Source organism: Chelatococcus sp. CO-6 (genome assembly GCF_001271345.1).
In the GTDB taxonomy this organism is placed as follows: Bacteria; Pseudomonadota; Alphaproteobacteria; order Rhizobiales; family Beijerinckiaceae; genus Chelatococcus_A; species Chelatococcus_A caeni.
On sequence record NZ_CP012398.1, the window covers coordinates 2,232,576 to 2,246,932 of the forward strand.

General features: G+C 62.8%; 12 protein-coding genes. 10 read left to right on the plus strand and 2 right to left on the minus strand.

Annotated features, from left to right (window positions below):
- Positions 1–48: 48 nt before the first annotated feature.
- Together AL346_RS10505 and AL346_RS10510 are read right to left on the minus strand one after the other, a co-directional pair.
- Complete coding sequence (locus AL346_RS10505) at positions 49–1,104, minus strand: type II glyceraldehyde-3-phosphate dehydrogenase (protein ID WP_026014866.1); 1,056 nt, start codon at positions 1,102–1,104, stop codon at positions 49–51.
- A gap of 185 nt (positions 1,105–1,289) precedes the next feature.
- The gene (locus tag AL346_RS10510) at positions 1,290–2,168 is read right to left on the minus strand and encodes a DMT family transporter (RefSeq protein ID WP_019400701.1); all 879 of its coding nucleotides are present in this window, start codon (positions 2,166–2,168) and stop codon (positions 1,290–1,292) included.
- 159 nt (positions 2,169–2,327) lie between these two features.
- Between AL346_RS10510 and AL346_RS25010 the strand changes: the two genes are divergently transcribed.
- From AL346_RS25010 to pgm, 10 genes are all read left to right on the plus strand, one after another.
- Positions 2,328–2,732: a hypothetical protein gene (locus AL346_RS25010; protein ID WP_156332729.1), complete on the plus strand. Its 405-nt coding sequence runs from the start codon at positions 2,328–2,330 to the stop codon at positions 2,730–2,732.
- Between the two features lie 197 nt (positions 2,733–2,929).
- Positions 2,930–3,187, plus strand: a complete 258-nt coding sequence (locus AL346_RS24610) for a DUF2933 domain-containing protein (RefSeq protein ID WP_082312487.1) — start codon at positions 2,930–2,932, stop codon at positions 3,185–3,187.
- Positions 3,153–3,833, plus strand: coding sequence for a methyltransferase (locus AL346_RS10520; protein ID WP_019400699.1), 681 nt, complete (start codon positions 3,153–3,155; stop codon positions 3,831–3,833). Before AL346_RS24610 ends, AL346_RS10520 begins: the two co-directional genes overlap by 35 nt.
- A 234-nt stretch (positions 3,834–4,067) precedes the next feature.
- Complete coding sequence (locus AL346_RS25015; protein WP_053193622.1) at positions 4,068–4,532, plus strand: hypothetical protein; 465 nt, start codon at positions 4,068–4,070, stop codon at positions 4,530–4,532.
- A gap of 46 nt (positions 4,533–4,578) precedes the next feature.
- Positions 4,579–6,858 (plus strand): heavy metal translocating P-type ATPase, encoded by a 2,280-nt coding sequence (locus AL346_RS10530; RefSeq protein WP_082312489.1) that lies wholly within the window; start codon positions 4,579–4,581, stop codon positions 6,856–6,858.
- A 23-nt stretch (positions 6,859–6,881) separates the two neighbouring features.
- On the plus strand, positions 6,882–8,213 hold the full coding sequence (locus AL346_RS10535; protein WP_050996453.1) for an APC family permease: 1,332 nt from the start codon (positions 6,882–6,884) through the stop codon (positions 8,211–8,213).
- Positions 8,214–8,277: 64 nt separating this feature from the next.
- Positions 8,278–9,501: an acetate/propionate family kinase gene (locus AL346_RS10540; protein WP_019400695.1), complete on the plus strand. Its 1,224-nt coding sequence runs from the start codon at positions 8,278–8,280 to the stop codon at positions 9,499–9,501.
- Positions 9,502–9,505: 4 nt separating this feature from the next.
- Positions 9,506–11,890 (plus strand): phosphoketolase, encoded by a 2,385-nt coding sequence (locus AL346_RS10545; RefSeq protein ID WP_019400694.1) that lies wholly within the window; start codon positions 9,506–9,508, stop codon positions 11,888–11,890.
- A complete protein-coding gene (locus AL346_RS10550; protein ID WP_019400693.1) occupies positions 11,887–12,492 on the plus strand; it encodes a histidine phosphatase family protein in 606 nt (201 codons plus the stop codon). Before AL346_RS10545 ends, AL346_RS10550 begins: the two co-directional genes overlap by 4 nt.
- 21 nt (positions 12,493–12,513) lie before the next feature.
- On the plus strand, positions 12,514–14,166 hold the full coding sequence (pgm, locus tag AL346_RS10555; protein ID WP_019400692.1) for a phosphoglucomutase (alpha-D-glucose-1,6-bisphosphate-dependent): 1,653 nt from the start codon (positions 12,514–12,516) through the stop codon (positions 14,164–14,166).
- Positions 14,167–14,357: the final 191 nt, after the last annotated feature.

Here is a 14,357-nt window from a genome sequence, read left to right on the forward strand (position 1 = left end):
AGGCCGGACGCGCGTCAGGCCCGATGCGGGCATCGAAAAGTCTTGGCATCATCGTTGCCCCAGTGTTTCGGTCAGCAGGCCGATCCCGAGTGCCGCATCCGTCCTTGCGATGGAGTCTTCGGCGCTCGCGATCACTCCGCACAGTGCCCGGATCGCGTCGATCGTCTCTGGAATGACGATGGCCTGGTTGTCCACCATGTAGGCGTAGAACAGTTCGTCTCCCTGGACCTTCAGCATGTCCGACCACAGCGCCACCTCGTAGAGGTTGTCATGTGGCCGGCCCAGGTCGGCCATGAGCTCCTTGACCGCGTTGATCGCCGTCAATCCGGCATCCATGCGGATCAGGGCAATCCGGGACGATGCTGCAAAAGCGTCGAGCACCTCTTCCCTTGAGGCCGGACGGGTCAACTGCACCGACCAGTAGTGCAGATGCGCCAGGGTCTCTGGCACCTTGACCGCCATCGTGACGACATCGAGATCGGGGTCGACGCTCTGCGCATCCGGCCCCTGATGGCTGGGAATCTCGGGCTCGGGGACGAGCGTGTTCATGATCCCGCCAAGGTGACTTTCCCAGGGGTCCGTCGCCCGGCGCAGCAGCGTCCCGCGCGCGCGACGCAGCAGGCCTCCCTGCTTCAATGCCGTAAGGGTTCTCACGATCGAGGTGGTGTTGCAGGAGACGACGCGCGTGCTGTCCCGGTCCAGCGCACTCGCATAGGTAGATTCCGCAACGAAGGAGTGTCCGGTCACATCGTGCTTCTCGCCACCCTGGACGATGAACTTGATGCCCCTTTGTCGATAGATGTCGACGTTCACCGCCGCGATCCGTTTCGGCGTGCAGTCCACCACCAGGTCGCTCGCCTCAAGCAGATCATCGAGGTTCCCGGCGACATCGAGTCCAGTGTTCCGCATCGCCTCTGCATGGTCACCGGTGGCTGCGAAAAGGCGGTAACCCTTCTGCGTCGCCATGCGTGGCCGCCAGTCGGCGCTGATATCCGCAACCCCGGCCAGTTCCATATCGTCCTGCATCGCAACGGCGTCGGCGACACGCTTTCCGATCACGCCGTAGCCGTTCACGGCGACGCGGATCTTTTTCGCTGGGGTCATCGGCTTCTCCTCGCGTTGGTAGCGCACGTCCGTGATGTGCCGCTGGCTGCTGTCGAAATACTGCCAAGTATTCCACAAATGCGGCTCAGTTACTGCTCCCGAACCACCCGGCTTGGCGAAATTCTTTGAACGGTGTCCATCTTATCATGGCCTGTCCAATGCCATCCTCGTTTCCGCTGGCGCCGTCAGGATGAAGCGGCGCTCCGCTGCACCAGCAAGATGCCGCTCAGCACCAGGACGACACCGATAATCTGGACCGCCTCCAGCCGCTCACCGAAAAAGGCCGCGCCGATAATGAGCCCGAAGATTGGCACCAGAAACGTGAAGGCATTCGCCCGACTGAGCTCGACTCGCTCCAGCGCCACGAACCAGAGCCAGAATGCGAGCGATGATCCGAGGACCGCAAGGGAAACGAGGACGAGGACGAATTCCTTCGACCACGCCAGCAACGAGACATCTTCCGTCAACATGGACAGCAGAGCCAGCGGTGCCGCACCGATGAGCAACTGGAAACCCATCGCCATGACGGGGTCGGCCTGGCCGGTGAGGCGCTTGATGGCAACATTGCCGATGGAAACACCGGTGGCGGCGAGCAGGACATAGGCGATGCCTTGGGAGTAGCCGCGGGCGCTGTCTCCGGCGAGGCCCGGCCAGGCGATCACCGCGATGCCGGCCAGGCCGACCGCCAGCCCGATCCTTCCAGTCGCCTTGAGGCGTTCCCCCAGGAAGACATACGCGAGAACCGCGGCGACGATCGGCTGCACGTTCGCGATGACGGTCGCGAGTCCCGGCGAAACGAACTCGGCCGCATGGAACATGCCGAGGAAACCCATACTTGTCGCCCCCAGCCCGACCACGACGATCAGAAACCAGGGCCGCGCGCCGACGGGCACCGGACGATGGCAGAGGACTCCGAGTGCAATCAGGCAAAGGCCTGCCCGCGCGGCCCGCAGGGCCGCAAAGGCAAGATGCGGCGCAAGGTCCAGGCCAATGGTGATGAGGGGAAAGCAGGCGGCCCAAAGCACCATGACCACGAGAAGGCGGAAGGCAGCGCCAATGGTCATTGCCGATGTGCCAAGCTTTGCCCGATGCAGAGAACTGACGGTTTCATTCGAGCGTAATCCGTCCTATCATTGTCATATTGATCCAGATCAGTGCGGACGCGGCGACCCCACCCTACATGGAGAATCGAAGCAAGTCCGTTGGACAGGGCAAGGAAGCGCATGTCGCAGGCAATTACTTGGCAGCGCAGAAAGGATCCGTATCGTTTGACACGGGGCCTGAAGCATTGGCTGGCGCTGCTGCTTGTACTTGCCTTTTCAACGTCAGGTCTTGCCCATGTTTCGATGGGCGACCATGCCGCATCGGCAACATCGCTTTCGCTTGATGTTGCGTCCATTGATCAGGCCGTGACTGCGGAACCGGATTGTGGCGGCGATGCCCATGAAGCCCACGGTCCAACCTGTTGCACCGGCAGCGTCTGTTCCTATTTCGTCCCGCCGGTCTCGGCGGGAGGCACGAGCATGGCGACGGTCGCTGAAGTTGTAGCACGCCTTCCCGACGAAGTTCATCCCGGCCGCGCGCCGTCGCCCGGTTTGCGACCTCCGAGTCTCTCCGCGAACGGCTGAGCCCGCGCGCCTCTCCCGGCGTGTCGGGCTGATCCGACCGGTCCCGCCGGTCCGGCCCTGCAACGTTCCCGAGAGAGTTTCGTCATGAACCATCCATCATATCGCCAGTTTCTGGCATTCACCGACACCGCAGGCATGATCGGCGCGGCTTCTTCGCTGCTGTTTTCAAAGTGCCCCCGTCACGAGGGCGCAGGGTCATGACCCATCACGATCACTCACCCGCCGAGCCAAAGGCAGACGAAGATCGGCGCCAGCCGTTTCTGAAAACACCGGCCGGACTTGCGATCTGCGTGTTTCTCGCCGTCGGCGGCGTCCTTCTTGTTTTCGAGCACCGGGTTCACCTTCTGGGAGCCTGGCCGCTCCTGTTCCTGCTTGTCTGCGGCGGCATGCACTTCTTCATGCATCGAGGTCACGGTGGCCATGGTGGTCACGGTGGTGGCAGCGATGAACGGTGACGTTCCCGCCTATGGCCTGTGGTTTCTGGCGGCCCTGAACGCGGGCATCTTCATCCTGTTCGCCTTCAGCTTCTTCAAGCCCGAAACGACGCGCGACTGGCGCTCGCTCGGGGCCTTTTCGGCCTTCATCGTTGCCCTGTTCGCCGAGATGTACGGGTTCCCGCTGACGCTCTATCTGCTGGCAGGCTGGCTCGGCAGCACCGTGCCGGCTTTCGATCCGCTCTCGCACGATGCAGGACATCTTTGGCCAGCCCTGTTCGGCTGGTCCATGAATCCGCATTTCAGCCCGTTCCATCTGCTGAGCTACGTCCTCATTGGCGGCGGTTTCATACTGATCGCCGCCGCTTGGCGGGTGCTGCACGATGCGCAGAAGAAGGGATTGCTCGCGACGACCGGCCCTTACGCCCGCTTGCGGCATCCGCAGTATCTCGGCTTCGCGCTGATCATGATCGGATTTTTCCTGCAGTGGCCAACGCTGGTGACGGGTCTGATGCTGCCAGTGCTTCTGGTCATGTATTGGCGGCTCGCAAGGACCGAGGAGCGCGAAGTGGAGGCGGCCTTCGGTGACCAATACCGCCGCTATGCCAGTGCGGTTCCGGCTTTCCTGCCGCGCCCCTCCGATCTGCTTCGTTCGAGCAGGTGGTGACTGTGGCGATTTTTCCATCTCATCAACCAAGGAGTACGAAACGTGAGAACACGAAACCTTCAGGCGGCCCTGTTCGCGGGTTTGCTACTTATCGGGACCGCAGCATCGGTCGCAGCCCAAACCAGCGCACAGCCACAGGACGAACACCACCCGGAAGAAACCCAGGACGCTCCGCCAGTTAGCCCGGCGCCCGGTGACGCGCCCTCAGCAGCCGCACCCGGAAGCATGCCCGGCATGGGCATGATGACGCCGGAGATGATGCAGATGATGCAGCGCATGATGAGTCAGGGTGCAATGACCGGCATGATGATGGGCGAAATGGCAGGCCAGGGCATGGCCGAGGGTGGCGCGGTTCCAGGCATGGCCGGTCAGATGCCCATCGCAGGCATGATGGCGTGCCCGATGATGCGAATGATGATGAACGGCCAGGCAGGAATGGGCATGCCCGGCATGATGGGTGGTCAGGGCATCCTCCTCGGAACGCCGAACGGCACACCGGAGGAGATGACGGAGGATCGCGTCCGCGCCTTGCTCGAGCAGCAGTTGACCAATCTTGGCAATCCCCGTCTGAGGCTCGGCGAGATCGGCACTGCGCCTGACGGGAGCATCACTGCAGAGATCGTCACCGTGGACGGCTCGCTGGTGCAGAAGCTCGCCTTCAACCGCTATCCCGGTCTGTTCCGGCAGATAGCCGAATAACGCGGACACCTGACACCGGTACTGGCGCCCGCCTAAGGAGAACACGATGAAAACAATCGCAATCGACGTCGGCGACTTGCTGACAGCCTTGGGCCCGGACGAAGTGGGACGGCGGATCGGCGAGGTGCCGGGCGTCGAAAGCGTCTCCGTGGATCACGCGTCGCAAAACGCCACGGTCGAATACGACGAGACCCGCATAAAGGTCGCCGACATCAAATCCCTGGTTCGGCGGCCTGGTCCCGGCGTCGATGCGCCGCCTGCCGCTTCGACCGGCAGGGGGCACGAAAGCCACGCGACGGCCGGAGCATCACCAGAGAGTCCAGGACCGGCATCGGGCCATTCAGGACACCAGGACCATGACAAGCACGCGGGCCACTCGCCCGCGATGTTTCGGGACCGCTTCTGGCTTTCGCTTGCCCTGACGGTTCCGGTGGTTATCTGGTCGGCCCACATCCAGGACCTTCTCGGCTACCGGGCCCCCGCGTTTCCGGGATCGGAGTGGATCGGCCCCGTGCTCTCCACGGTCGTCTTCCTCTACGGCGGTCTCGTGTTCCTGCAGGGGGCCTGGCGGGAACTGCGGTCCCGGCTGCCGGGGATGATGACCCTCATCTCGCTCGCGATCTCCGTCGCTTTCCTGTTTTCCTGGGTGGTTCAGCTCGAGCTGATCGAGGCGAGTGCCCTGTGGTGGGAACTGGCGACGCTGGTCACGATCATGCTGCTTGGCCACTGGATCGAGATGCGGTCCATCAACCAGGCCGAAGGCGCATTGAAGGAACTCGCGAAGCTCCTTCCGGATACCGCGACGCGGATCACCGACGGGGGCGAGGAGAAGGTCGCCGTCAGCGCGCTGCGGAACGGAGACCTCGTTCTGGTGCATCCGGGGGAGAGCATTCCCGCCGACGGGACCGTGCGAAAGGGAGAGAGCGACGTCAACGAGGCCATGATCACCGGCGAGTCCCGGCCGGTGAAAAAGCGGGAAGGCGACGAGGTGATCGCCGCCACGATCAACGGAGAAGGGTCTCTGCGCGTCGAGGTCACCGGCACCGGAGAGGAAACCAAGCTTTCCGGCATCATGCGACTCGTGGCCGATGCCCAGAAGTCCAAGTCCAGAGCGCAGCACCTTGCAGATCGCGCAGCCCGGCTTCTGACCTTCGTCGCGATCGCCGCCGCGGCCATCACCATCGTGGTGTGGCAGTCTGTCGGCGCAGCGATCGACTTCTCCGTGGTGCGGATGGTGACGGTGCTGGTGATCGCCTGCCCGCACGCGCTTGGGTTGGCCGTGCCGCTGGTGGTGGCCATCTCGACGACGCTGGGCGCCCGCAACGGGCTTCTGGTGCGCGACCGGCGCGGACTCGAGGAGGCGAGGAACCTCGACACCGTGATCTTCGACAAGACCGGCACGTTGACGCTTGGCGAGTTCCGGGTCGTGGCGATGTCTGTCGCGGATGGGCTGGCCGAGGACGAGGCGCTTCGGATCGCATCCGGCATCGAAGCCGAATCCGAGCACCCGATCGCCCGGGGCATCGTGAAGACCGCACAGGACAAGGGCATAGACGTGCCCGTCGCCGAAGGCTTCCGCGCAATCACCGGCAAGGGGGTGGCGGCGACGATCGCCGGCACCGAATACCACATGGGTGGCCCGGCTCTGCTCAAGGCCGAGAATGTGCAGGTACCGCAGGCGCTGCTGGAGGCGGCCAAGGCGGCGGCCGACAGTGGACGGGCTGCCATCTATCTCGTCCGCGAAGGCAAGGCCCTGGCCGTCTACACCGTGGCGGACGCGATCCGCGAGGAGAGCCGCGAAGCCATTACGGCGCTGCATGAACGGGGGATCGAGGTTGCCATGCTGACCGGCGACGCGCAGGCCGTGGCCGATGCCGTCGCCAGGGAGCTGGGCATCGATACCGTGTTCGCGGAAGTGCTGCCCGAGGACAAGGCCTCGAAGGTCCGCGAGCTTCAGGCTCAGGGCAAGAAGGTCGCAATGATCGGCGATGGCGTCAACGACGCCCCAGCCCTGGCCACGGCCGATATCGGGATCGCGATCGGTGCGGGCGCGGATGTCGCCGTCGAGGCCGGGCATATCGTGCTGGTGCGATCCGATCCCCGCGACATCCCGCGGATCATCACCCTGAGCCGCGCCACATACCGCAAGATGATCCAGAATCTCTGGTGGGCGGCGGGTTACAACATCTTCGCGATCCCCCTTGCCGCCGGCGTTCTGGCGCCTTGGGGCATACTGCTGACGCCCGCGGTGGGCGCGGTCCTGATGTCCGCGAGCACGGTAGTTGTGGCCATCAACGCGCAACTGTTGAAGCGCGCAAAACTATGACTCCGTCGACGGGCCAGCCCCGAATGCAAGGGCAGTACAAGGAAAACAGCATCACCTTGCACGGTGCGGTCGCGATGGGCACGGGCGTGATGATCGGCGCCGGCATCTTTGCCCTGACCGGTCAGATCGCCGAACTGGCGGGACCCTGGTTTCCGCTGTCCTTCATCGTCGGCGCCATCGTGACCGCGCTCAGCGCCTACAGCTACATCAAGATGTCGAACGCCTGGCCCTCCTCGGGCGGAATCGCGATGATCCTGCAGAAGTGCTATGGGCGGGGAGCGGTCACCGCCGGTGCGGCGCTGCTGATGGCGCTCAGCATGGTCATCGCCGAAAGCCTGGTGGCGCGCACCTTCGCGACCTATGTGCTGCGACCGTTCGACATAACGGGCGGGCCGCTCGTGCCGATCCTCGCAGTTGCGGTGATCCTGTTCGCGTTCCTCGTCAACATTGCCGGCAACCGGTCGGTCGGGCTGTTCTCGCTGGTCATGGCCACGCTCAAGATCGGCGGCATCGCGCTCTTCGGGATCGCGGCGTTGTGGGCGAGCGGATTTTCCTTCGCCGCCGCCTCTGAGACCGGCCGGGACTTCACCGCGACCGGCTTCGTCGCTTCTGTGGCGCTGGCCATACTCGCCTTCAAGGGCTTCACCACGATCACCAACAGCGGCGCCGAGATCACCGAACCGAACCGCAACGTCGGCCGGGCCATCATGATCTCCATCGCGCTCTGCGTCGTCGTCTATCTGCTTGTGGCTTTCGGCGTCGGATCGAGCCTCACCATCGACCGGATCATCGCAGCGCGCGACTATTCGCTGGCCGAGGCCGCCGAGCCCGCCCTGGGCCAGGCGGGGTTCCTCTTGACCGTGCTTCTCGCGGCGGTGGCCACCGCTTCGGGACTGCTGGCCAGTGTCTTCGCGGTGTCGCGGATGCTGGCAATGCTCACCGACATGAAGCTGATCCCGCACAGCCATTTCGGCATGTCGGGTCCGATCCAGCGCCACACGCTGATCTACACTGTCGTCATCGCTTCGGCGCTGGCCGTATTCTTTGATCTGGGCCGCATCGCGTCGCTGGGCGCATTTTTCTACCTGATCATGGACATGACCATCCATTGGGGCGTGTTCCGGTACCGACGGCAAGAGATCGGTGCCGCGGGCGCTGTGCTGCTGGCGGCGATTGGCTCCGACGCGGCGGTGCTCGCGGCCTTCACTGCGATGAAACTGCAAAGCGATCCCGCCATCGTCCTCTACGCCGCGATCGCGATCGGCGCGGTATTCGGCTTCCTGCGGATCTACCTCGGTCAATGGACCGCAACGCGTGGCGTCGGCCACGCGGAGCATGGAGCCGGTGGATCATGACTTCGGCGCATTCAGCAGCGCGGACGACCTACGCAGGGCTACATGCGCAAGAGGGGTTCGATTGATGTCACCCGGCGCGTGCATCCTCACGATCAACGGGGGCTCCTCGAGCATCAAGTTCGCGGTGTACAGGATGGACGGCGACCAGCCCCGGAAGAGACTGCGCGGCAAGATCGACCGCATCGGCCTGCAGGGAACCCATTTCACTTTCGATGACCCCACCCGGAAGCAGCAGGGTAATCGCGGCATCGGTGAGCTCGATCATCGTTCGGCGACAGATTTCCTGCTCGACTGGCTTGCCGAGCAGATCGGTCTTTCGTCGATTGCGGCAGTAGGCCACCGCGTCGTAAACGGTGGCGCCAGGTATCGTGAACCGCATCAAATCACGCAGGAAGTTCTTCGGGAACTGCGCCGTGTCAGCGCCTATGCGCCGGAGCATCTGCCTTCCGAGATCAATATGATTGAATTGGTCGATCAGCGGATGCCGGGTCTGCCACAGGTAGCTTGTTTCGATACGGAATTTCATCGTGACATGCCTCGGGTCGCCAAGACTCTGGCCATCCCCCGGCGTTTTGCGGCCAAGGGGGTCGAGCGCTACGGCTTTCATGGCCTGTCCTACGAGTTCCTCATGGAAGAGCTCGAGCGCCTGGCCGGCGCCGAGGCTGCGAAAGGGCGGGTGATCCTGTGTCATCTCGGAAATGGGTCGAGCCTCGCAGCGGTCCGCGACGGGAAGAGCGTTGATACCAGCATGGGCTTTACGCCCGCGGCGGGCCTGCCGATGAGCACTCGCTCCGGCGATCTGGATCCCGGGCTGGGCTGGTACCTTGCGCAAACCGAGCAAATGACCGCTCAGCAGTTTCACCAGATGGTGAATCAGGACTCGGGGTTGCTGGGCGTTTCGGAAACGAGCTCCGACCTGCGGGATCTGTTGGGTCGCGAGGCGAGCGATGTTCGGGCTGCCGAAGCAGTCGAGTTGTTTTGCTACCAGGTGAGGAAGTGGATCGGTGCATTTGCCGCCGCGCTTGGCGGACTGGACACGCTCGTCTTCTCGGGTGGCATCGGCGAGAACGCCCCCGCGATCCGTGCGCGCATCTGCGAGGGTCTCGGCTTTCTCGACGTCCAACTGGACGAGAACCGGAACGCTGCCGGCGAGACAGTCATCTCGGCCGATCAGGGGCGCGTCCAGGTGCGCGTCATTCGCACCGACGAAGATGTAATCATTGCGAAAGCGGTTTTCGGACTGCTTGCCCGCGCCGAAACCGTCCAGCACGCCCATCCGGAGGAGTAAGCCCATGAACAAGCCGCTTTCGACCGACCTCATCCAGAAGATGGACGCCTACTGGCGAGCGGCCAACTATCTCTCGGTTGGCCAGATCTATCTGTTCGACAACCCGTTGCTCAAGATTCCGTTGAGGCTTGAGCACGTGAAGCCACGGCTGCTTGGCCACTGGGGCACCACTCCGGGATTGAATTTCATCTACGTCCATTTGAACCGCGTCATCAACAAGCATGACCTCAACGTGATCTATGTCACCGGTCCCGGGCACGGCGGCCCGAGCCTGGTTGCCAACACCTATCTCGAGGGAACCTATAGCGAACTCTACCCGGACATCTCGCAGGACGAACAGGGGTTGAAAAAGCTGTTCACGCAGTTTTCCTTTCCCGGCGGCATCCCGAGCCATGTGGCGCCGGAAACCCCGGGCTCCATCAATGAAGGAGGAGAACTCGGCTATTGCCTGTCGCATGCCTACGGCGCCGCCTTCGACAATCCCGACCTCCTGGTCACCTGCGTCGTGGGCGATGGCGAAGCGGAAACGGCTCCACTCGCGACCAGCTGGCACTCGAACAAGTTCCTCAATCCGATACGCGACGGCGCGGTCCTGCCGATCCTGCATCTGAACGGCTACAAGATCGCGGGTCCCACGGTGCTCGCCCGCATTCCCCGTGACGAGCTCGACTCCCTGTTTCGCGGCTACGGCTATACGCCACACTTCGTCGAGGGCAACGACCCGATGGAGATGCATCAGCTCATGGCCGCGACGCTCGATACCGTGGTCGAGAGCATCCGCCAGATCCAGCAGGACGCCCGCTCAAGCGGGTTCAGGCAGCGTCCGCTCTGGCCGATGATCATCCTGCGCTCGCCGAAGGGCTGGACGGGCCCGAAGGAGGTCGACGGCAAGCAGACAGAGGGCACCTATCGCTCGCACCAGGTGCCGATGGGCGACATGAGCCATCCGGGACATGTCAGGATTCTGGAAGAGTGGCTTGAGAGTTATCGTCCCCGCGAACTCTTCGACGAGGCAGGCAGGCTACGTCCCGAACTCGCGGACATGGCCCCAAGCGGGACGCGCCGCATGGGCGCCAACCCGCACGCCAATGGCGGTCTTCTGTTGCGCGACCTGCACCTGCCCGATTTCCGCGACTATGCGCTGGAAGTACCACAAACCGGCGGCGTGAACGCTGAAGCCACGCGCGTTCAGGGCGAGATGATCCGCGATGTGGTGAAGCTCAATCCCGAGACTTTCCGAGTCTTCAGCCCGGACGAAACCGCGTCGAACCGCTGGGGTGCGGTGTTCGAGGTGACGAACCGGTGCTCGACCGCAGAGATCGTTCCGGGCGACGACCACGTCGCGCCGGACGGCCGGGTGATGGAAATGTTGAGCGAGCACCAGTGCGAAGGATGGCTTGAGGGGTATCTGCTCACAGGCCGGCATGGGTTCTTTTCATGCTACGAAGCCTTCATCCACATCATCGACTCGATGTTCAACCAGCACGCCAAATGGCTCGATGTGGCGAACCATATTCCATGGCGACGGCCGATCGCCTCTCTGAACTACCTTCTTTCCTCCCACGTCTGGCGGCAGGATCACAACGGTTTCAGTCATCAGGATCCGGGCTTCATCAACCACGTCATGAGCAAGAAGGCGGAGGTCATCCGCGTCTATCTGCCGCCCGACGCCAATACACTGCTTTCCGTGACGGATCACTGCCTGCGCAGCCGCAACTACGTGAACGTCATTGTTGCCGGCAAACAGCCGTCGCCGCAGTGGCTCGATATGGACGCAGCCATCGCGCACTGCACCCGGGGACTGGGCATCTGGGAATGGGCCAGCAGCGACGACGGCGGCGAGCCTGATGTGGTGATGGCCTGTGCCGGGGATGTGCCGACTTTGGAGACGCTGGCCGCGGTGGAGCTGCTGCGGCAGCATTTTCCGACCCTGAAGATCCGCGTCGTCAACGTGGTCGATCTGATGACGTTGCAATCGCAGAGCCAGCATCCGCACGGGATCAGCGACGAGCAATTCGATGCCCTGTTCACCAGGGACAAACCCATCATCTTTGCCTACCACGGCTACCCGATGTTGATTCACCGGCTGACCTATCGCCGGACCAACCATCACAATCTGCACGTTCACGGGTTCAAGGAAGAGGGAACGACCACAACACCTTTCGACATGGTCGTGCTCAACGAACTCGACCGGTTCCATCTGGCCAAGGCCGTTATTGACCGGGTGCCGGGATTGGGTCCAGGTGCCGCCTCTCTGGAAAAGATCATCGAAAGCAAACTCATCGATCACAAGCGCTACATCCGCCAACACGGCGAGGACATGCCAGAGATCCGCAACTGGAAATGGGGCGTGAACGAAGCTGGGCCCAAGAGCGCTAAGCGCACATGAGTGGCGGTACCCTTCCAAGGATCTATCTTGTCCGGCACGGCGAGACCGCCTGGAGCCTCAGCAGGCGGGCGACGGGCCGCGCTGACATCCCGCTGACCGATCGGGGCGAGCGGGATGCGCAAGAGCTGGGCACGCAGTTGCAAGGCTTGAGCTTCGTCCAAGTGCTCACCAGCCCGTTGCAACGCGCGCAACGGACGGCGGCATTGGCGGGTTTTGACGATTGTGCGCAGTTTGATCCCGACCTGATGGAATGGGACTACGGTGCCTACGAGGGCAGGCGCACGGCGGAGATCCAGGCGGAGCGACCAGGCTGGCGTCTGTTCAAGGACGGATGCCCGGACGGAGAAACGCTGCAAGCAATCAGTGCGCGCGCGGAGCGCGTCATCGATCGGATCCGGGCGCTGGGGGGCAACGTGCTCGTCTTCGCGCATCGCGACATCCTGCGCGTCCTCACTGCCCGCTGGCTCGGCCTGCCCGCGGCAGACGCCCGATACCTGTATCTCACGACAGCATCACTCAGTATTCTCGGCTATCACCACGACCTGGATGAACCGGTCATTCGCCTGTGGAACGCTCCGTCACTTTCGTCAACTACGTCATAGCCAAGAACCAGAAGCCTACCAATGAGCCAGCAAATCAGTCCTCTGGCGGGCATGCCGGCACCGAAGTCGATCTTGGTCGATGTCCCGAAACTGCTGGTCGCCTACGCTGACCTGAAACCCGACCCCGGCGTGCCGGCGCAGCGCGTCGCGTTCGGTACCTCCGGCCATCGCGGCAGTTCGTTCGAGCGCAGCTTCAACGAGTGGCACGCCCTGGCAATCAGCCAGGCGATCTGCGACTACCGCAAGAGCCACGGTATCGGCGGCCCGCTGTTCATGGGCATCGACACTCATGCGCTGTCGCAGCCCGCATTCGACAACGCGCTGGAAGTGCTGGCCGCGAACGGCGTGGAAACAATGATCGCGGCCGGTGGCGAGTTCACCCCGACGCCCGCGGTCTCGCATGCGATCCTGGTCTATAATCGCGGACGAAAAAGAGGACTCGCTGATGGCATCGTCATCACGCCATCGCACAATCCGCCCGACACAGGCGGTTTAAAGTACAACCCGCCGAACGGGGGTCCGGCCGATACCGACATCACCGATTGGGTGCAGGGCCGTGCCAATGCCTTGATCGAAGGCGGCCTGAAAGACGTCAGGCGCATTCCGCTGGCACAGGCGCGTAAGTCCGCAACCACACACGAGCACGATTACCTCAACGCCTATGTCGTTGACCTCGGCAGCATCATCGACTTCGACGCAATTCGCGGCGCCGGCATTCGCATGGGCGTTGATCCGCTTGGTGGCGCCGGCGTTCATTACTGGGCGCCCATCGCCGATCACTACAAGCTCGATCTGACAGTGGTCAGCGAGAAAGTCGATGCGCAATTCGCGTTCATGACGGTGGATTGGGACGGCAGGATTCGCATGGACCCGTCGTCGTCGTACGCAATGCAACGGCTGATCGGGTTAAAAGACGCCTACGACGTCGCATTCGCTTGCGATACCGACCACGACCGCCACGGCATCGTCACCCGCAGCAGTGGATTGATGCCTCCAAATCATTACCTGTCGGTATTGATTGACTATCTGTTTCAGCATCGGCCGCAGTGGAACAGACATGCTGCAATCGGCAAGACCGTAGTCACGACAGCGATGATCGACCGCGTTGCCGAGCGGCTCGGCCGCCAGTTGTACGAAGTGCCCGTTGGCTTCAAATGGTTTTCTGCCGGCCTCTATTACGGCTCTCTCGGTTTCGGTGGCGAGGAGAGCGCGGGGGCATCACTGCTGCGCCGCGATGGCTCGGTGTGGACGACCGACAAGGATGGCCTGGTCCCGGCGTTGCTATCTGCGGAGTTCACCGCGCGGCAGGGTAGAGATCCAGGCGAACTCTATACAAAGCTGAGCCGAGAGCTTGGTGAACCGGCTTTCGACCGCGTCGAAGCGGCTGCCACTCCTGAGCAGAAGGCCAGGCTGGCCAAGCTGTCCCCCGACCAATTGCAAAGCGACCGGTTGGCCGGCGAGAGGATCGAACAAGTTATCGATCACGCGCCGGGCAACAACGCGGCTATCGGCGGTATCAAGGCCATCGCCGCCAGCGGCTGGTTTGCAGCGCGACCATCTGGTACCGAGGCGATCTACAAGATCTACGCGGAAAGTTTCAACGGCAAAGAGCATCTCCAGCGAATCCTGCAGGAAGCACAGAGTCTCGTCGATGTAGCGCTTGCGAGCCCTTAATCGTTTGAAAGGACTTTCATAACCGACCCAATGTGACCAGCGATGCATCGCCTCGCTTTCTGTCGTCGGAGATGTTAGAATGCACTGGAGCCTGAAAGGTGCCGCTGGGCTGCAGGCATCAAAGCCCCAGACGCTGTGAACGAGCTTGTTTGAGCCAACCGGCGGCGAATTGGCGCAGGGGCGATCACAAC

Coding starts and splice junctions, on each gene's coding strand:
- AL346_RS10505 (WP_026014866.1), bottom strand. CDS start 1,104: ATGACCCCAGCGAAAAAGATCCGCGTCGCCGTGAACGGCTACGGCGTG.
- AL346_RS10510 (WP_019400701.1), bottom strand. CDS start 2,168: ATGACCATTGGCGCTGCCTTCCGCCTTCTCGTGGTCATGGTGCTTTGG.
- AL346_RS25010 (WP_156332729.1), top strand. CDS start 2,328: ATGTCGCAGGCAATTACTTGGCAGCGCAGAAAGGATCCGTATCGTTTG.
- AL346_RS24610 (WP_082312487.1), top strand. CDS start 2,930: ATGACCCATCACGATCACTCACCCGCCGAGCCAAAGGCAGACGAAGAT.
- AL346_RS10520 (WP_019400699.1), top strand. CDS start 3,153: ATGGTGGTCACGGTGGTGGCAGCGATGAACGGTGACGTTCCCGCCTAT.
- AL346_RS25015 (WP_053193622.1), top strand. CDS start 4,068: ATGGGCATGATGACGCCGGAGATGATGCAGATGATGCAGCGCATGATG.
- AL346_RS10530 (WP_082312489.1), top strand. CDS start 4,579: ATGAAAACAATCGCAATCGACGTCGGCGACTTGCTGACAGCCTTGGGC.
- AL346_RS10535 (WP_050996453.1), top strand. CDS start 6,882: ATGCAAGGGCAGTACAAGGAAAACAGCATCACCTTGCACGGTGCGGTC.
- AL346_RS10540 (WP_019400695.1), top strand. CDS start 8,278: ATGTCACCCGGCGCGTGCATCCTCACGATCAACGGGGGCTCCTCGAGC.
- AL346_RS10545 (WP_019400694.1), top strand. CDS start 9,506: ATGAACAAGCCGCTTTCGACCGACCTCATCCAGAAGATGGACGCCTAC.
- AL346_RS10550 (WP_019400693.1), top strand. CDS start 11,887: ATGAGTGGCGGTACCCTTCCAAGGATCTATCTTGTCCGGCACGGCGAG.
- pgm (WP_019400692.1), top strand. CDS start 12,514: ATGAGCCAGCAAATCAGTCCTCTGGCGGGCATGCCGGCACCGAAGTCG.